The following is a 17,890-nucleotide window of genomic DNA, read 5'->3' as shown; positions in this document are numbered from 1 at the left end:
ATCCAGACGCCTCATACACGGCACGGCGGCCCGTACCCACCAGTAGGGGTACGGACCGCCCTGCCAGGAAGCCCGGATCACACGTTCCGGTCACCGTGCGTCGCGCGCGGTTGACCTCGGCGTGTCAGTCCTCAAGTGAGGCCAGGGCCTTTCCGATGAGCGCCTTGCGGTCGGCCGCCGCGGTGACGTGTTCCAGGCCGAAGCCCAGCAGCACCGTGTCGTCCGTCGTGACCGCGCCGTACGTCTGGAACAGCGCCCCGGTGCGCGTCCAGTCCTTCAGTACGGCCGGGCTGCCCGGGGGCGGTCCGGCCACCCGCCAGGCGCCGAGCGAGGTCTCGAAGCCCTCGGTCTCGGTGGCCGTGCCGCCGAGGACGAGCGAGGCGTCGTCGGCCAGGACGCCGCGACCGCCGGACCCGGGGTCGGTGACGTAGCTGAGCGAGATCTCCACCGACTTGCCGGCGTACGCGCTCAGGTCGAACTCGACCTGCTTCCAGCCCGCCGAGGCGCCGGTGATGGCGTTCCACGACCCGCTGGTGCCGGACGCCGTGCAGCCCGCCGCGGACTGCGTCAGATAGCGCTTGAGGAAGGGGTGTCCGGCGATGTAGAAGCCGGCCTCGCACTCCGCAGGCACTGCGGAGCTGCTGGCGCCGCCCGCCTCCGGAAGGGTCGTCCAGTCGTCGCCCCCGGTGGTGCGGGCCTCCAGCAGGACGTTGTCGTACCCGGGCTCGACGTCCCACAGCAACTGCGTGCGCAGCTTGGGCAGCTGGGCCGCGGTCACCCCGGTGAGATCGACGGTCCTGCTGAGCCGCTTCCAGGAGTCGTCGGTGTGCACGGCGGCCGCCATCCACGAACCCGCGTACGGTCCGTACGGGTTGACCGTCCCGGCGAACCGGCCGGCTCCCGCGCTGGCGAACTGCGGGAACGTGCCCGCGGGCAGTTCGTCGGAGGTGACGCTGTAACTCCCGGCCTTGTCGAGGGGGTTGCCGGGCGCGTCGCCGAGCGCCCCGCTCACGCCGCCGAGCCTGCCCGAGCCGGTGAAGCCGGTGGCGCCGGGCAGCGACGTACGGGAGTAGGCGCCCAGGTAGTACTGGCTGAAGTCGTTGGACAGGGTGCCGTCACCGAGGTCGACGTTGCCGCCGGCCTGCTCGCCCGCCTCCACCAGCTTGCCGCCCTCGTTGAGGTAGGCGCGCAGCTGGAGCTGGGTGGCGTTGCCGGGGGTGGCGGCTCCGGTGTAGTGCACGACCGTCTTGAAGTGGCCCAGCACACCGAGGGCGTCGGGCGCGCCCTGCGTGGCGACGTCCCAGACGGCGGCCCTGCGGCCGTTCTCCCGCAGCGCGTCGACGTACTTCTGCGTCTGGGTGGCGGGAGCGCCTTCCTCGGCGACCACGAGGACGTCCGCGCGCGGGCGTTCGGCGACCTGGTACGTGAAGCGCTCGCTGGCGACCTTCTTCCCGGCGCGGGTCTCGCCGGTGAACCACACCTCGACCTTGTCGCCGGGTCCGCCGTCGCGGACCTTGGCGCGGTACTCGTCGAAGTAGAGGTTGTCGTCGCCGCCGTAGGTCTCGCCGCCCTTCCAGGGCCGCAGCGCCACGTCGAGCGTACGGCCGCCGTTGACGCGGTACTTGAGCTCCTTGTCGCGCACGGACTTGCGTGCGACGACGGAGACCTCCTGGTCGGCGCCGCGGGAGTACGACGTGGTGAACGGCGCCGGGGTGAAGTCGGCGGCCTTCAGGCCCAGTGCGGAGACGGGCTGGTCGGGCCGCGCGGCGCTCTCGGCGACGGACAGCGCGAACGGCACGTTCTTGGTGAACTCGTCCTGGATCAGCTTCTCGTCGTCGGGGAAGTTGAACACGGACTGGCAGTCGGCCGCGTTCCACCGGTCGTTCGGGTCGATGTTCGACGCGGTCTGGCAGGTCGACATCTCCGGGGTGAACATCGACAGGCCGTTGACGTTCGCGGCGTGTCCGTCGGCCTCGCCGTTGGTCGTGTACAGCTCCGAGGAGACCTGCGGGCGGTAGCCGGGGATCGCGGAGTTGCCCGGGGTGCCGGCGAGCGCCTTGTACATGACGTCGTCGGGGGTGTTGGTGGCCACCTGCCAGCCGACGCCGTAGAGGAGGAGTTCGGCGGCCGAGTGGTAGTTGATGCCGTAGGTGAAGCCGACGCGCTTCTGGAAGGCGTCCAGGGCCTTCGTCTCGGGCTCCGAGCCCGCGCTCGCGCCCCGGTAGGTCTCGCTGGTGGGGTTGGGTGACGAACCCTCGTCGTCGTAGCCCCACTTGTAGGAGAAGTTGCGGTTCAGGTCGACGCCGTCGCCGGTGCTGACGGCACCGTCACCGTTGATGTCGCGCAGGTTCTTGCGCCACATGCGGGTGTCGGAGTCCTTGAAGGAGTAGTCGTAGCCGTCGGGGTTGGCCGACAGCACGAACCACAGCTCGCGGGAGTCCACGATCTTCTTGACCCGCTTGTCCTTCTGGTAGTTGTCCAGGTAGTAGCGCATCAGGCGCCGGGTCATCTCCGGCGTGATCCACTCGCGCGCGTGCTGGTTGGACATGTAGAGGACGGCGGGCTTGGAGCCGTCCTTCGCCTTCTTGGCGTCCTTGGTGAGCTTGACGGCGAGGATGTCCTGGCCGCTGACCGTCTTCCCGATGGAGACGACCTTGGTCAGCCCCGGGTTCTGCTGCCCGGTCCGGACGATCTCCTCCTTCAGCCCCCCGGTGCCGCCGTACGGACGGAACACGCCCTCGGCGGCCTTCTCGACGCGGGCCTCGGCCTTGGCCGACAGGTCGTACTCGGCGAGCGCGACCCCCTGCTTCTCCAGTTTTCCGGCCTGGTCGTCGGTGAGGTACACCTCGACGGTGGCCTTGCCCTTCGCGGGCGCCTGCCGGCTCAGTTCGCGGCCGTCCTGACCGGCCGCCAGCAGCAGGGGTATCTGCTTCCTGGTGATCTCGGCCCGGAACACCTTGACCTCGGCCGGGCCGGAATCCCGTGAACTTCCCTGTTGTGCCTGGGCGATGGGTGCAATGCTCGCTCCGCCTACAAGGAGCGCGCCGACAGCGAGGATCGATCTCGCTCTGGGTCTCATGAACCCCCCTAGCAGTGTTCCGCCACAGTGACGAATGACTGCCAGGCTCATGCCAGTTCATGGTCCAGTCAAGAGTGCCGCAAAGACCGACAAACGGCGATGCCGATGCCTCAAGTGGACATCGGCACCACTGTTTTGACTGCCCGTCATTTCACGGAGGGCGGAGCGCTCCGGGTGCGGCCGGTCATACTGCGAGGGTGTCCGCCAGCTCCTCGCTGAGGTTGGCCTCGGTGCCCGGGATGCCGAGGTCCTGTGCCCGTTTGTCGGCCATCGCCAGCAGCCGGCGGATCCGGCCGGCGACGGCGTCCTTGGTCAGCGGCGGGTCGGCGAGCGCGCCCAGCTCCTCCAGGGACGCCTGCTTGTGGTCCATGCGCAGGCGCCCGGCGGCGGCGAGATGCTCGGGGACCTCCTCGCCGAGGATCTCCAGGGCCCGCTGGACCCGGGCACCGGCCGCGACGGCCGCGCGCGCGGAGCGGCGGAGATTGGCGTCGTCGAAGTTGGCGAGCCGGTTGGCGGTGGCGCGGACCTCGCGCCGCATCCGGCGCTCCTCCCAGGCCAGCACGGACTCGTGCGCGCCGAGCCGGGTGAGCAGGGCGCCGATGGCGTCGCCGTCCCGCACGACCACGCGGTCCACGCCCCGCACCTCGCGGGCCTTCGCCGCGATCGACAGCCGGCGGGCGGCGCCGACCAGGGCGAGCGCGGCCTCGGGCCCCGGGCAGGTGACCTCCAGGGAGGAGGAACGGCCGGGCTCGGTCAGCGAGCCGTGCGCGAGGAAGGCGCCGCGCCAGGCGGCCTCCGCGTCGCAGGTGGCCCCGCTGACCACCTGCGGGGGCAGTCCGCGGATGGGGCGGCCCCGTCCGTCGACCAGACCGGTCTGCCGGGCGAGCTGGTCACCGCCCGCTACCACCCGTACGACGTAACGCGATCCGCGGCGCAGCCCGCCGGGCGCCATCACGATCAGTTCGGAACTGTGGCCGAAGATCTCCAGAATGTCGCGCTTGAGTCTGCGGGCCGCCATCGCCGTGTCCAGCTCCGCCTCGATCACAATGCGCCCGCTCACCAGGTGGAGGCCGCCGGCGAACCGCAGAATGGCGGAGACCTCCGCCTTCCTGCAGCAGGTCCGGGTGACGGGGAGCCGGGAGATCTCGTCCTTCACCGCTGCCGTCATCGCCATGGGCCGATCCTTCCATGCATCCGAAAAATACGGTCGTACGCGGCGGCGAGGAGCTCCGGGTCGTGCCGGGGCGTCCCGTCCGTCCGGGCCACGGGGGCCAGCTCGACCGCCGCACCGAGCCGCTTGGCGGCCTCGGTGAGCACGTCGCGGTCGGGCACGGCGGCCTCGTCGGCCAGCACCACGTCCAGGGCGAGTTTAGGGGCGTGTCGTCCCAAAACCTCCAAATGACGCTGCGGAGAGAAGCCCTCGGTTTCTCCGGGCTGCGGGGCGAGGTTCAGGGAGAGTACCCGGCGCGCCTTCGTCTCGATGAGCGCGTCCAGCAGTTCCGGCACGAGGAGGTGGGGGATGACCGAGGAGAACCAGGAGCCGGGGCCCAGCACCACCCAGTCGGCGTCCTGGACGGCCGCCACGGCCTCCGGGACCGCGGGCGGGTCGGGCGGCACGAGGTGCACCGACTGGACCTCGCCGGGGGTGAGGGCGACGGTGGCCTGGCCGCGCACCGTGTCCACCTCTTCGGGGCGGTCCGGTTCGTGTCCCTTGACGAGGGCCTGGAGCTCCAGCGGCACCGCGGACATGGGCAGGACGCGCCCGTGCGCGCCGAGCAGCCTGCCGACCAGGTCGAGGGCCTGGACGTGGTCGCCGAGCTGCTCCCACAGGGCGACGATGAGCAGATTGCCGACGGCGTGGTCGTGCAGGTCGCCCTGGGAGTGGAAGCGGTGCTGGATGACGCGGGACCAGGTCTGGCCCCAGTCGTCGTCGCCGCACAGCGCGGCCAGCGCCTTGCGCAGGTCGCCGGGCGGCAGCACGCCCAGTTCGTCGCGCAGACGACCGCTGGAGCCGCCGTCGTCGGCCACGGTGACGACGGCGGTGAGATCGCCGGTGATCCGGCGCAGCGCGGCGAGCGAGGCCGACAGGCCCATGCCGCCGCCGAGGGCGACGACCTTGGGCTGGGTGCCCCGGCGGCGCGTCCGTGCGCCCCGCGCCTCGGCGGAGCGCCGGCCGCGCCCCTCGGGCATCACCCGGCGCAGCATGCTCGGCCGCGGAGTACGTCCGGTCATTCCCGTCCCATGTCCCGGTGCACGACCACCGTCTCCACGCCCTCGGCCGCGAGGCGCGCGGCGAGCTTCTCCGACATGGCGACCGAGCGGTGCTTGCCCCCCGTGCAGCCCACGGCGATGGTCACGTAGCGCTTGCCCTCACGGCGGTAGCCCGCGGCGACCAGCTGGAGCAGTTCGGCGTACCGGTCGAGGAACTCCTTGGCGCCCGGCTGGTTGAGGACGAACGCCGCGACCTCCTCGTTCAGGCCGGTGAAGGGGCGCAGTTCCGGGACCCAGTGCGGGTTGGGCAGGAAGCGCATGTCGACGACCAGGTCGGCGTCGACCGGAAGGCCGTACTTGAAGCCGAACGACATGACCGTGGCCCGCAGCTCCGGCTCCTCGTCGCCGGCGAACTGGGCGTCCATCTTGGCCCGCAGCTCGTGGACGTTGAGGCTGGAGGTGTCGATCACCAGATCGGCGTCGCCGCGCAGTTCCCGCAGCAGCTCGCGCTCGGCGGCGATGCCGTCGACGATACGGCCGTCACCCTGGAGGGGGTGCGGGCGGCGCACCCCCTCGAAGCGGCGCACCAGGGCGTCGTCGGAGGACTCCAGGAAGACGATCCGGCGCGTGACTGACCGGGAGTCGAGGTCCGAGAGCGACTCGCGGAGGTTGTCGAAGAAGCGGCGGCCGCGGACGTCGACGACGACCGCGATGCGCGCCACGTTGCCCTGGGAGCGGGCGCCGAGTTCCACCATGGTGGGGATCAGGGCGGGCGGCAGGTTGTCGACGACGAACCAGCCGAGGTCCTCCAGACACTTGGCTGCCGTGGAGCGGCCCGCCCCGGACATGCCGGAGATGATCACCAGCTCGGGGATGGCCGCCTCGGGGGCCCCGGCCGTCTCGCTGCCCGTACTCACCTGTGCTCCGTCTTCCTGGCGTGCTTCCTGCTCGGCGGGGTCCCCGCCGGTGCTGTGCCGAGTCTGCCGGGCCCGTCGATCCTGTTCGGCCGCGGGTCCCGTGTCGTGCTCGCTCATCTCTCCTGCCCCCGTCGTTCGTCCGGGGCGCCCGCGGACACGGGCTCCCCCGAGGTCTCCGCCGTCGTACCGGAGTCCTCGTCTTCCATGATCTCTCCAGTCGCCGTGTTCACGGCGGGCGCGGCGGGCGCCGCCTGGGCGAGGGCGACGGCGATGGTCTCGGCCGTCTTGCGGCCTATGCCGGGAACCTCACAGATCTGGTCGATTGTCGCGGATCGCAGCTTCTTCACCGAGCCGAAATGCTTGATCAGGGCCTGTTTGCGGGTCTCGCCGAGACCGGGGACGTCGTCCAGCGGGCTCGACCGGAAGCGCTTGGCGCGCTTGGCGCGCTGGTAGGTGATGGCGAAGCGGTGGGCCTCGTCGCGGACGCGCTGGAGCAGGTACAGGCCCTCGCTGGTCCGGGGCAGGACGAGGGGGTCGTCCTCGCCGGGCACCCACACCTCCTCCAGGCGCTTGGCGAGGCCGCAGACGGCGATGTCGTCGATCCCCAGCTCGTCCAGGGCGCGCTGGGCGGCCGCGACCTGCGGCTGCCCGCCGTCGACCACGACGAGCTGGGGCGGGTACGCGAAGCGCCTGGGCCGGCCCTCTTCGTCCTTCAGGCCGTCCGGCAGCGGGGCGGAGGAGACGTCCGCCGGGGTGCCCGGGTCGCCGTCGGGGCCGGCCGCCCCCTCGCCGATCGCGCTCCCGCCGTCCGTCCACTCCCCCGTCCGCTCCTTCTCGGCCAGGTAGCGCCTGAAGCGGCGGGTGATCACCTCGTGCATGGAGCGGACGTCGTCCTGGCCCCGGAAGCCCTTGATCTGGAAGCGGCGGTACTCGCCCTTGCGGGCCAGGCCGTCCTCGAAGACGACCATCGAGGCCACCACGTCGTCGCCCTGGAAGTGTGAGATGTCGTAGCACTCGATCCTGAGCGGGGCGCTGTCCAGGTCGAGGGCCTCGGCGATCTCCTCCAGCGCGCGCGAGCGCGTGGTCAGGTCGGAGGCGCGCTTGGTCTTGTGCAGGACGAGGGCCTGCTGCGCGTTGCGCTCGACGGTCTCCATCAGCGCCCGCTTGTCGCCGCGCTGCGGGACGCGCAGCGACACCTGGGAGCCGCGGCGCCCGGCCAGCCACTCCTGCACGGGCTCCGGCGGGTCGGGCAGGGCCGGGACGAGCACCTCCTTGGGCACCGCGTCGCCGGTCTCCTCGCCGTAGAGCTGCTGGAGGGCGTGCTCCACGAGGGCTCCCGTGGTGATCTCCTCGACCTTGTCGGTGACCCAGCCGCGCTGGCCGCGCACCCGGCCGCCCCGGACGTGGAAGATCTGCACGGCCGCCTCCAGCTCGTCCTCGGCGACAGCGACGAGGTCGGCGTCCGTCGCGTCGGCCAGCACGACGGCGTTCTTCTCCATGGCCTTTCTCAGGGCTCCGATGTCGTCGCGCAGGCGGGCGGCCCGCTCGTACTCCATCTCGTCGGCCGCCTGCGCCATCTGGCGCTCCAGACGGCGCAGATAGGTGCTCGTCCGGCCGGTCATGAAGTCGCAGAACTCTTCCGCCAGTTCGCGGTGCTCCTCCGTGGAGACCCGGTCCACGCAGGGGGCGGAGCACTTGCCGATGTAGCCGAGGAGGCAGGGGCGGCCGGTGCGGCGGGCGTTCTTGAAGACGCCCGCCGAGCAGGTCCGCACGGGGAACACCCGCAGGAGGAGGTCGACGGTGTCGCGGATCGCCCAAGCGTGCGCGTACGGCCCGAAGTAGCGCACGCCCTTCTTCTTGTGACCGCGCATCACCTGCACGCGCGGGTACTCCTCGTTCATCGTCACCGCGAGGTACGGGTAGCTCTTGTCGTCGCGGTACTTGACGTTGAACCGCGGGTCGTACTCCTTGATCCAGGAGTACTCCAGCTGGAGCGCCTCGACCTCCGTGGACACCACCGTCCACTCCACGGACGCGGCCGTGGTGACCATGGTGCGGGTGCGCGGGTGCAGGCCCGCCAGGTCCTGGAAGTAGTTCGCCAGCCGCTGGCGCAGGCTCTTCGCCTTCCCGACGTAGATCACCCGGCGGTGCTCGTCACGGAACCTGTACACCCCGGGGGAGTCCGGGATCTGTCCCGGCTTGGGTCGGTAGCTGGAGGGGTCGGCCATGTCTCACACCCTACTGGCGCCCGCCGACACTCCGACGAGCCTGTGGACAACCGTCCCCACCCGCCCCACCGCCGCCCGGCGGGACGGGAAGGGCCTGGCCACGGCGGCGGGCGGGGGCTCCAAGACTGCCGTGCCGGGGCTCACCGACCGCGATGTCGTCCACACGGGTGGTGTCCGGTCCGCGGAGCCGGACGGCACCCCCGCTCGGCGGTGCAGCCGATCGCGGGCCCGGGTGCGCGCCCGGGGGGCGTCCGCAGACGTGCCCGCCATCTGTCGAGCGGGGGAACGGGGATCGCCTTGCCCAACGCTGGAACACGTGTGCCGGGCAGGGCCGGAAGCGGATGCCCTCACCACCCCCGCTCCTCCCCTTCGGGCCTGCCCCCCGCACCTGGCCCCCGACATGCGAGGCGGCCCCTCCGGATCGGGCGACGGCGCCGGGGCCAACGCGTCGTGACTCGGCCAGAGGCGCCCGCTGTTGGGCTTCAGGTGTTGTCGGGACTTTGTCAACACGCTTCAATGCGGGGGAACTCGGGGCCCTGAAGGGCGACGTACGGATGTGAAGACGCCCGCCGTGCCGACGGGGCGGCCCCGATCAACCGCGCGAACGGCCTGACCAGCCGTTGTGAACAACCACAGGAAGGGCCCTGCATGCCGCACGCCACACAGCACGCGGACCTCGCCACCACCGCGGAACTGGACACGGCCCTGCGGGGCGGCCCCTTCCATGTCGCCCTGCGTGCCGCGATAGCGGCCCGCGGACTGCCGCTCCAGCGCGTGAAGCACCATCTGTCCCGGCGCGGGGTCAAGGTCGGGGTCACCAGCCTCAGCTACTGGCAGCAGGGCGCCCGCCGTCCGCAGCGCCCCGAGTCGCTGCGCGCGGTACGGGCCCTGGAGGAGATCCTCCAGCTGCCGGAGGAGTCCCTGATCCGGCTGCTCGCCGAAGCCGACGACCACACCGCCCTCCAGCGGCCCGCCACCCGCACCTACCGCGCCCTGGTGGAGGCGACCGGCGTCCTGCAGGAGCTGCTGGGAGACCTGGACTGCTCGGTCGACGGCGGGCTGCACACCCTCGCCCACCACGAGCGCGTACGGATAGGGGCGCGGCGCGAGCTGGCCGGGCGCGAGTCGCATCACATCGTGCGGGCCCACAAGGACGGCGTGGACCGCTTCATCGCCGTGCACCACGGCGATCCCGGGTGCGTCCCGCAGCACATGACCGTGCACGCCCTGGAGAACTGCCGCACGGGCCGGATCCGCTGGCATCAGGACACCGGAGTCCTCGTGGCCGAGCTGCTGTTCGACACCCGGCTGCGCGCGGGCGACACCCATCTCTTCCGCCATGGCGTCGACGACGGCACCGCCGACGTGTCCCACGAGTACGCCCGGGGGTTCCCTCTCGCGGGCGGGCAGTACGCGCTCCAGGTCCGCTTCGCCGGGAGCGAGCTGCCCGCCCGGTGCCACCGGTTCACCCAGCATTCTGCGGCGGCGCCCCGCAGCGGCCGCCAGGGTCTCGCCCTGAGCGGGCTGCACCGGTCCGTGCACCTCGTGGAGCCGCGGGTGCGGGCGGGGATCGTCGGCATCGGGTGGCAGTGGGAGTGAGCCGCCCCCTTGCGGCCTCCGGTCGCGCGCCGGTCTGAGCCGTCCCCGGCGCTGTGTTCCGGGCCGCGGGTCGCGACACGCCCCGGCCGGCGCGGGGGAGGGCGAGCGACCGGTCTTCGCGGCTCTGCCCCCTCGGCGCGGCGAGATCCTCCGCGTAAACGCTTGCGCAAGCGTTTACGCCGGGCTTCGGATGGGATACCTTCCCCGCCAGGAGGCCCGCCGTGGCCCCGGCGGAACGCGCAGGGAAGGGATCGCGATGACGACCATGGCCGATGTCGCGCGAAGCGCCGGCGTCTCCGTGGCGACCGTCTCGCATGTGCTGAACGGCACCCGGCCGGTACTTCCCCACACCCGCCAGGCGGTGCTGGACGCGATGGACGCGCTCGGCTACACCCCCAACACCCTCGCCCGGTCCCTGGTGACCTCGCGCACCCGCTCCATCGGCCTCGCGGTCTCCGCGATCAGCAATCCGTACTTCACCGAGATCCTCCAAGGCGTCGAGGCCGCTGCCGTCGAGGAGGGCTACAGCCTGCTGATCGCCGACCCGCACGACGATCCGCTGCATGAGCGCAAGGTCGTCCAACTGCTCCACGAACGCCGCGTGGACGGCATGATCGTGGCACCCTCCGCGAACCCGCGGGACCTCCTCGCCTACCTCGGCCGTCACAAGGTGCCGGCCGTGCTCCTGGACCGGCTGGTCGACTTCCCGGCGGACGGTCCCGCTCGGTTCGACCAGGTGTGCGCCGAGAGCGCCGCGCCCGTGTCCCGGCTGGTCACGCATCTCGCCGGGCTCGGCCACCGGCGGATCGCCCTGATCGCCGGCCGGCCGGGGCTCAGCACCACCGCCGAGCGGATCAGCGGGTACGGGGACGGACTCGCTTCCGCTGGGCTCGATCACGACGAGGACCTCGTGGTGCACGGCCACTCCGAGTCGGCCGGCGCGGAACCGGCCACCGCGAGGCTGCTGGCCCTCGCCTCACCGCCGACCGCGCTCGTCACGGCCAACAACGCGATGACCATCGGCGCCCTGCGCGCGCTGCGGGACCACGGCCTGTCCGTGCCCGGCGACATGGCACTGTGCTGCTTCGACGACTTCGCCTGGGCCGACCTGTTCTCCCCCCGGCTCACCGCGATCGCCCAGCCCGGCAAGGAGATCGGCGCTCGGGCCGTCCGGATGCTCCTCGACCGCCTCGCCGCGCCGGAGCGGGCCGCGCGGACCGTGCGCCTGCCCTGCGCCTTCATGCACCGCACCTCCTGCGGATGCCCCGAACAGCCCCTGACGCCCCGGACACCCCTGGAAGGAACGCTCTCGTGATCGTCGTCGCCGGTGAGGCCCTGATCGACCTGGTACCGCAGGGCACGGGTGCCCTCGCGGGCCTGAAGCCGGCGCTCGGCGGCGGCCCCTACAACACGGCCGTGGCGCTCGGCCGGCTCGGCTCCCCCACCGCGTTCTGCTCGCGCACCTCGCGGGACGCCTTCGGCGAGGCGCTGCTCGACGGGCTGCGGGAGGCGGGCGTGGACGTGTCGGCCGTGCAGCGGGGCCCGGAGCCCACCACGCTCGCCGTCGCCACCGTCGACGCCGAGGGATCGGCCGCGTACTCGTTCTACGTCGAGGGCACCGCGGACCGGCTCTTCACCGCTCCCCCGGCCCTGCCCACGGGCACCCGCGCGGTGTCGTTCGGGACCTGTTCGCTCGTCCTGGAGCCGGGAGCCACGGCGTACGAGGAGCTGATGCGCGGCGCGGCCGGGCAGGGGGTGTGCACGGCGCTCGACCCGAACATCCGGGCGGGGCTGATCCCGGACCCGGACGCCTATCGTGCCCGCTTCGGGAGCTGGCTGCCGTCCGTGACGCTGCTCAAGCTCTCCGAGGAGGACGCGCGGTGGCTGGGCGGCACGCCGCGTGAGTGGCTGGCCGCGGGACCGGCGGCCGTGGTGGTCACCCGGGGCGGCGACGGACTGACCGTCTTCACGCGGGACGGCGCCGAGCACTCCGTGCCGGGCGAGAAGGTCGACGTCGTGGACACGATCGGCGCCGGCGACACGGTGAACGCCGCCCTGCTGCACGGGCTGGCCGCCCAGGACGCGCTGTCCGCCGACGCGCTCGCGGGACTGGGCGCGGACGGCTGGGCACGGCTGCTGCGGTTCGCGGCGCGGGCTGCCGCGATCACCTGTTCCCGTGCGGGTGCCGAACCGCCCTACGCCTCCGAGCTGGGAGCCGCGTGAGAGGCGTTCGGTCTCGGAAGAGCACGCTGTTGAGAAGTCAAGGTGCGCCGCGGCCGCCTGGCCGGGGCCGCTGATGATCCAACGGGCGGCGCCTCGCGGGAAGTTCCCGGGACGCGCCGCCCGTTTCCGGATTTCTGCGAGTCGGCTGCCCGCCGGGCTCAGACCTTCCGTGCCCGCGTCGTCTTCTTCGCGGGGGCCGCCTTCTTCCCGGCGGCCGCCTTCTTGGCGGTGGTGTTGCCGTCGGGCGCCTTCGCCGTCCTGGCGGTCGCCGTCTTCTTCGCCGTGGTCCCGGCCGCGACGGTCTTCTTGGCCGGTGTCCTGCGCGAGGGCTTCGCCGTGGCCGCGTCGCTGACGCGGTCGGCGCCGAGGATCTCGCGCAGGAACTTGCCGGTGTGGCTGGTGGGCACCGCCGCGACCTCCTCCGGTGTGCCCTCGGCGATGACGAGGCCGCCGCCTGCGCCGCCCTCGGGTCCCATGTCCACCAGCCAGTCCGCGGTCTTGATCACGTCGAGGTTGTGCTCGATGACGATGACCGTGTTGCCCTTGTCCACCAGGCCGGAGAGGACCGTCAGCAGCTTGCTGATGTCCTCGAAGTGCAGACCGGTGGTCGGCTCGTCCAGGACGTAGACCGTACGGCCGGTGGAGCGCTTCTGGAGCTCGCTGGCGAGCTTGACGCGCTGCGCTTCGCCGCCGGACAGGGTGGTCGCCGACTGGCCGAGGCGGACGTAGCCGAGCCCGACGTCGTTGAGCGTCCTGAGGTGGCGGTTGATCGCCGGAACGGCCTCGAAGAAGTCCATGGCCTCCTCGATCGGCATGTTCAGGACCTCGGAGATGGACTTGCCCTTGTAGTGGACCTCAAGGGTCTCCCGGTTGTACCGGGCGCCGTGGCAGACCTCGCACGGGACGTACACGTCCGGGAGGAAGTTCATCTCGATCTTGATCGTGCCGTCGCCCGCGCAGTTCTCGCAGCGGCCGCCCTTGACGTTGAAGGAGAAACGGCCCGGCAGGTATCCGCGGACCTTCGCCTCGGTGGTCTCGGCGAACAGCCGGCGGATGTGGTCGAAGACGCCGGTGTAGGTCGCCGGGTTCGACCGCGGGGTGCGGCCGATCGGCGACTGGTCGACGTGCACGACCTTGTCGACGAGGTCGTCGCCGTCCACACGCGTGTGCCGCCCCGGCACATTGCGCGCGCCGTTCAGCTCGCGGGCCAGGTGGGTGTACAGGATGTCGTTGACCAGCGTGGACTTGCCGGAGCCGGACACGCCGGTGACCGCGGTGAACACGCCCAGCGGGAACGAGACGTCGATGTCCTGGAGGTTGTTCTCCCGGGCGCCGTGCACCGTGAGCTGCCGCGTCGGGTCCAGCGGGCGCCGGATGTCGGGCAGCGGGATGGCCTTCTTGCCGGCCAGGTACTGACCGGTCTGCGACTCGGCGTTGGCCAGCAGTTCCTTCAGTGAACCGCTGTGCACGACCTTGCCGCCGTGCTCACCGGCTCCGGGGCCGATGTCGACGATCCAGTCGGCGGTCTTGATGGTGTCCTCGTCGTGCTCGACGACGATGAGCGTGTTGCCCATGTCGCGCAGCCGGACCAGGGTCTCGATGAGCCGGTGGTTGTCGCGCTGGTGCAGACCGATGGACGGCTCGTCGAGGACGTAGAGCACGCCGACGAGTCCCGAGCCGATCTGGGTGGCCAGGCGGATGCGCTGGGCCTCGCCGCCGGACAGGGTGCCGGCCGCGCGGTTCAGCGAGAGGTAGTCCAGGCCGACGTCGACCAGGAAGCGCAGCCGCTCGTTGACCTCCTTCAGCACGCGCTCGGCGATCTTCTTGTCGCGGGAGTTGAGTCTCAGCTGACCGAGGAAGTCGGCGCAGTCGCTGATCGACATCGCCGAGACCTCGGCGATCGACTTCTCCATGATCGTGACCGCGAGGACGATCGGCTTCAGGCGCGTGCCCTCACAGGTGGGGCAGGGCACCTCGCGCATGTAGCCCTCGAAGCGCTCGCGGCTCGCGTCGCTCTCCGCCTCGCTGTGCCGGCGCTTCACGAAGGGCACGGCCCCCTCGAAGGGCGTCGTGTAGACGCGCTCGCGGCCGTACCTGTTGCGGTACCGGACCTCGATCTGGGTCTTGTGGCCGTGCAGCAGGGCCTTCCTGGCGCGCTGGGGCAGGCCCGCGAAGGGGATGTCGGTGCGGAACCCCAGGGCGTCCGCGAGGGCGCCGACCAGCCGGCCGAAGTAGTCCTTGGTGTGGCCGTGCGACCAGGGGTGGATGGCGCCCTCGTCGAGGGACTTGTCCTCGTCCGGGACGATCAGCTCGGGGTCGACCTCCATGCGCGTGCCGATGCCGGTGCACTCGGGACAGGCGCCGAAGGGCGAGTTGAAGGAGAAGGAGCGGGGCTCCAGCTCCTCGAAGGACAGGTCGTCGTACGGGCAGTACAGGTGCTCGGAGTACATGCGCTCGCGCTCGGGGTCGTCCTCGGGGAGGTCGACGAAGTCGAGCACGACCATGCCGCCGGAGAGGCCGAGTGCGGTCTCCACGGAGTCGGTGAGGCGGCGCTTGGCGGAGTCCTTCACGGTGAGGCGGTCGACGACCACCTCGATGGTGTGCTTCTCCTGCTTCTTCAGCGTGGGCGGGCTGGACAGCTGGACCGTCTCGCCGTCGACGCGCGCGCGGGAGTAGCCCTTGGTCTGGAGGTCGGCGAAGAGGTCGACGAACTCGCCCTTGCGCTCGCGCACCAGCGGCGACAGCACCTGGAATCGGCTGCCCTCCGGCAGCTCCAGCACCCTGTCGACGATGGCCTGGGGAGACTGGCGCGAGATCGGACGGCCGCACTGGGGGCAGTGCGGCTTGCCGATGCGCGCGAAGAGCAGCCGCAGGTAGTCGTAGACCTCGGTGATGGTGCCGACCGTCGAGCGCGGGTTGCGCGAGGTCGACTTCTGGTCGATGGAGACGGCCGGGGACAGTCCCTCGATGAAGTCCACGTCGGGCTTGTCCATCTGGCCGAGGAACTGCCGGGCGTAGGACGACAGCGACTCCACGTAGCGCCGCTGGCCCTCGGCGAAGATCGTGTCGAAGGCCAGCGAGGACTTGCCCGACCCCGACAGGCCCGTGAAGACGATGAGCGAGTCGCGCGGCAGGTCGAGCGAGACATTCTTGAGGTTGTGCTCGCGCGCGCCACGGACGATGAGACGGTCGGCCACGCCGGTCCGCACCTTTCTTGAGAAGAGTGACAGGGGCGAGGCCCCCGTGTTTCCACACTAGGGGGAGCCACTGACAACGCCGGTCGGATTCCCCAATGGGACAACAATCCCGGACCATCCAGCATGCCCGACGCCGGGAACGAGCGTATAGCACGTGCATTCGATTTACGGCACTCGTTCACCACCTTCACCCAAAGGTGTGGCGAGGCTAATGTCAGCACCATGATTGATCACGCTCGTGACCTGCTGTCCGTGCATGAGGCGACGGACCGGCTGCTCACCGCAGCGGCCAAGCTGGACAACGCGTCGGTGGCGGAGCCGTCACGCCTGCCCGGCTGGAGCCGCGGCCATGTGCTCGCCCACCTCGCCCGCAACGCCGACGCCCTGGTGAACGTCCTCGAAGGACGCCCCATGTACGCCTCGGCCGCGACCCGGGACGCCGACATCGCGCGCGACGCCACGCGCCCCGTGGACGTCCACCTCACCGACGTGCGCGACAGCGGTGGTCGGTTCCGGACGGCCGGCGAGGCCCCCGCGGACTGGTCACGCACCGTGGAGCTGCGCAACGGCGTCACCGACGCCGCCGCCCGGGTGCCGTTCCGGCGCTGGGTCGAGGTGGAGCTGCACCACGTGGATCTCGGCATCGGCTACGAGCTGGAGGACCTGCCCGCGGAGTTCGTGGAGCGGGAGACCGGGTTCCTCGCCGAACGCTTCACCGGCCGTCCCGACGTCCCGCCGACACGGCTGACCGACGGCACGCGGGCGTGGAGCACCGGCCGGGAGGCGGACGCTCCGCGGATCACCGTCCGGGGGCCGGCGCCCGACCTGCTGGGCTGGCTCGCCGGGCGGCGCGACGGCTCCGGGCTGAGCACCGAGGGCGGCGTCCTCCCTACGCTCCCCCCGCTGTAGGGACTCCCGTCGGGCTCCCCGTACAGCGGCCGGGCGCCCGGCCTCCGCTATAGGCTGCCGCCATGACGTACAGCGGACAGGTGACGGTCGGTGGCCCCGCCGACGTGCACGAGCTCAAGGACCTGATGATCACCAAGATCGCGGTCGGCCCGATGGACAACAACGCCTATCTGCTGCGGTGCCGCGCCACCGACGAGCAGCTGCTGATCGACGCCGCCAACGACGCGCACGCGCTGCTGGGCACGATCGGTGACGACGGCGTCACCTCCGTCGTCACCACCCACCGGCACGGCGACCACTGGCAGGCGCTCGCGGCCGTCGTGGAGGCCACGGGCGCGCGTACCTACGCGGGCCGGCACGACGCCGACGGCATCCCCGTACCCAGCGACGTCCTGGTCGACGACGGCGACGTCATCCGGGTGGGGCGCGTCGACCTCATCGCCCGCCACCTGGTGGGGCACACACCGGGCTCCATCGCCCTGGTCTACGACGACCCCCACGGCCACCCGCACGTGTTCACCGGCGACTGCCTGTTCCCGGGAGGTGTCGGCAACACCCGCAAGGATCCGGAGGCGTTCGCCCGTCTGATCCACGACGTGGAGACGAAGATCTTCGACGTGCTGCCGGACGAGACCTGGGTCTATCCCGGGCACGGCGACGACACGTCCCTGGGCGCGGAACGCCCGCACCTGCCGGAGTGGCGCGCGCGGGGGTGGTGACCGGCGCGGCGGAGCCCGGCGCGCGCCCCGTGTGAACGCTTCGCACGCGCAGGCGCCGTGCGCGCGCTCCCGGCGCACAACGGCGCGCAGTCAACTGGACTCAGCCCCGCCCGGGATGACGGCTCCTGAGCGGATGGGGTCGCCGGTCTTCGATCCCCGCCCTCGACCGGCGACCCTGGCACGCCGTCAGGAACCTCGCGCACGGGCCGGCCGTACACGGGGGTCCAGTCGCCAGGGAAACCGTACACGCGCGTGTGCCGCCCCCGGTCAGGTGTCCGCCCGGCCCGTTCCCGCGAGCGCGGCGATCCGCTCCACCCCGAACGCGTACCCCTGCACGCCGCATCCCGCGATGACACCGTCCGCGCGCAGGGAGACGTACGAGTGGTGGCGGAACGCTTCACGCCGGTGGATGTTGGAGATGTGGACCTCCACCACAGGAAGCCCGTCACAGGTGTTGAGCGCATCCAGGATCGCCACGGACGTGTGCGAGTAGGCGCCGGGGTTGATCACGATGCCGCTGTGGCCGGAGCGCGCCTCGTGGATCCAGTCGACCAGCACGCCCTCGTGGTTGGACTGACGGAGGTCGACGGTGCCGCCGTGCGCGGCCGCCGCCTTGGCACACAGCGCCTCCACGTCGGCCAGGGTCTCCGAACCGTAGATCTCCGGCTGCCGCGTGCCCAGCAGGTTGAGGTTGGGGCCGTTGAGGATCATGATCGGGGCGTTGGCCAGGGTGCGGGGCACGGTTCCTCCGGTCCGTAGGGGTCGGCGGTCCGTCGAAGACCGCTGCTCAGCCCCCGGTCTATCACGG

Annotated in this window: 12 protein-coding genes; 5 read left to right on the top strand and 7 right to left on the bottom strand. The window is 71.5% G+C overall.

Translation table 11 applies throughout. From position 1 onward, the window contains the following. Nucleotides 1-124: 124 nt before the first annotated feature. From SZN_RS06005 to uvrC, 5 genes are all read right to left on the bottom strand, one after another. On the bottom strand, nucleotides 125-3,079 hold the full coding sequence (locus tag SZN_RS06005) for a M14 family metallopeptidase (RefSeq protein WP_043728630.1): 2,955 nt from the start codon (nucleotides 3,077-3,079) through the stop codon (nucleotides 125-127). 184 nt (nucleotides 3,080-3,263) lie between these two features. Next, nucleotides 3,264-4,253 (bottom strand): DNA-binding protein WhiA, encoded by a 990-nt coding sequence (gene whiA, locus SZN_RS06000; RefSeq protein WP_007492376.1) that lies wholly within the window; start codon nucleotides 4,251-4,253, stop codon nucleotides 3,264-3,266. Continuing rightward, nucleotides 4,244-5,311 carry a gluconeogenesis factor YvcK family protein gene (locus SZN_RS05995; RefSeq protein ID WP_043728626.1) on the bottom strand — a complete coding sequence of 356 codons (1,068 nt, stop codon included), beginning with the start codon at nucleotides 5,309-5,311 and terminating at the stop codon, nucleotides 4,244-4,246. Before SZN_RS05995 ends, whiA begins: the two co-directional genes overlap by 10 nt. After that, nucleotides 5,308-6,324: an RNase adapter RapZ gene (gene rapZ, locus SZN_RS05990; protein ID WP_007492372.1), complete on the bottom strand. Its 1,017-nt coding sequence runs from the start codon at nucleotides 6,322-6,324 to the stop codon at nucleotides 5,308-5,310. The genes SZN_RS05995 and rapZ overlap by 4 nt, the downstream gene beginning before the upstream one ends. Beyond that, a complete protein-coding gene (gene uvrC, locus SZN_RS05985; protein WP_007492369.1) occupies nucleotides 6,321-8,435 on the bottom strand; it encodes an excinuclease ABC subunit UvrC in 2,115 nt (704 codons plus the stop codon). The genes rapZ and uvrC overlap by 4 nt, the downstream gene beginning before the upstream one ends. A gap of 648 nt (nucleotides 8,436-9,083) precedes the next feature. Between uvrC and SZN_RS05980 the strand changes: the two genes are divergently transcribed. The 3 genes from SZN_RS05980 (at nucleotide 9,084) to SZN_RS05970 (ending at nucleotide 12,257) form a co-directional block, all read left to right on the top strand. Next, nucleotides 9,084-10,034, top strand: coding sequence for a hypothetical protein (locus SZN_RS05980; protein ID WP_007492367.1), 951 nt, complete (start codon nucleotides 9,084-9,086; stop codon nucleotides 10,032-10,034). A gap of 256 nt (nucleotides 10,035-10,290) precedes the next feature. Further along, on the top strand, nucleotides 10,291-11,349 hold the full coding sequence (locus tag SZN_RS05975; protein WP_007492365.1) for a LacI family DNA-binding transcriptional regulator: 1,059 nt from the start codon (nucleotides 10,291-10,293) through the stop codon (nucleotides 11,347-11,349). Next, nucleotides 11,346-12,257 (top strand): carbohydrate kinase family protein, encoded by a 912-nt coding sequence (locus SZN_RS05970; protein ID WP_007492362.1) that lies wholly within the window; start codon nucleotides 11,346-11,348, stop codon nucleotides 12,255-12,257. The genes SZN_RS05975 and SZN_RS05970 overlap by 4 nt, the downstream gene beginning before the upstream one ends. Before the next feature lie 158 nt (nucleotides 12,258-12,415). Here the strand turns inward: SZN_RS05970 and uvrA are convergent, their stop codons facing one another. Next, complete coding sequence (gene uvrA / locus SZN_RS05965) at nucleotides 12,416-15,454, bottom strand: excinuclease ABC subunit UvrA (RefSeq protein ID WP_043728621.1); 3,039 nt, start codon at nucleotides 15,452-15,454, stop codon at nucleotides 12,416-12,418. 222 nt (nucleotides 15,455-15,676) lie between these two features. On the opposite strand from uvrA, the gene SZN_RS05960 reads away from it, so the two are divergent. Both SZN_RS05960 and SZN_RS05955 read left to right on the top strand, forming a co-directional pair. Further along, nucleotides 15,677-16,363: a maleylpyruvate isomerase family mycothiol-dependent enzyme gene (locus SZN_RS05960; RefSeq protein ID WP_007492359.1), complete on the top strand. Its 687-nt coding sequence runs from the start codon at nucleotides 15,677-15,679 to the stop codon at nucleotides 16,361-16,363. A gap of 62 nt (nucleotides 16,364-16,425) precedes the next feature. Beyond that, the gene (locus tag SZN_RS05955; RefSeq protein WP_007492357.1) at nucleotides 16,426-17,082 is read left to right on the top strand and encodes an MBL fold metallo-hydrolase; all 657 of its coding nucleotides are present in this window, start codon (nucleotides 16,426-16,428) and stop codon (nucleotides 17,080-17,082) included. Between the two features lie 267 nt (nucleotides 17,083-17,349). Here SZN_RS05955 and aroQ read toward each other — a convergent pair whose 3' ends face one another. Then, nucleotides 17,350-17,823 carry a type II 3-dehydroquinate dehydratase gene (gene aroQ / locus SZN_RS05950; protein WP_007492356.1) on the bottom strand — a complete coding sequence of 158 codons (474 nt, stop codon included), beginning with the start codon at nucleotides 17,821-17,823 and terminating at the stop codon, nucleotides 17,350-17,352. Nucleotides 17,824-17,890: the final 67 nt, after the last annotated feature.

This window comes from Streptomyces zinciresistens K42 (genome assembly GCF_000225525.1).
GTDB lineage: Bacteria > Actinomycetota > Actinomycetes > Streptomycetales > Streptomycetaceae > Streptomyces > Streptomyces zinciresistens.
The sequence above is the reverse complement of the archived record's forward strand: the minus strand, read 5'-3'. Positions and strand labels throughout refer to the sequence as shown.

Bases quoted from the DNA above. Each gene is read 5' to 3' on its own strand.
- SZN_RS05980 (WP_007492367.1), top strand. From the start codon at position 9,084: ATGCCGCACGCCACACAGCACGCGGACCTCGCCACCACCGCGGAACTG.
- SZN_RS05955 (WP_007492357.1), top strand. From the start codon at position 16,426: ATGACGTACAGCGGACAGGTGACGGTCGGTGGCCCCGCCGACGTGCAC.
- rapZ (WP_007492372.1), bottom strand. From the start codon at position 6,324: ATGAGCGAGCACGACACGGGACCCGCGGCCGAACAGGATCGACGGGCC.
- SZN_RS06005 (WP_043728630.1), bottom strand. From the start codon at position 3,079: ATGAGACCCAGAGCGAGATCGATCCTCGCTGTCGGCGCGCTCCTTGTA.
- uvrC (WP_007492369.1), bottom strand. From the start codon at position 8,435: ATGGCCGACCCCTCCAGCTACCGACCCAAGCCGGGACAGATCCCGGAC.
- SZN_RS05960 (WP_007492359.1), top strand. From the start codon at position 15,677: ATGATTGATCACGCTCGTGACCTGCTGTCCGTGCATGAGGCGACGGAC.
- whiA (WP_007492376.1), bottom strand. From the start codon at position 4,253: ATGGCGATGACGGCAGCGGTGAAGGACGAGATCTCCCGGCTCCCCGTC.
- SZN_RS05995 (WP_043728626.1), bottom strand. From the start codon at position 5,311: ATGACCGGACGTACTCCGCGGCCGAGCATGCTGCGCCGGGTGATGCCC.
- SZN_RS05975 (WP_007492365.1), top strand. From the start codon at position 10,291: ATGACGACCATGGCCGATGTCGCGCGAAGCGCCGGCGTCTCCGTGGCG.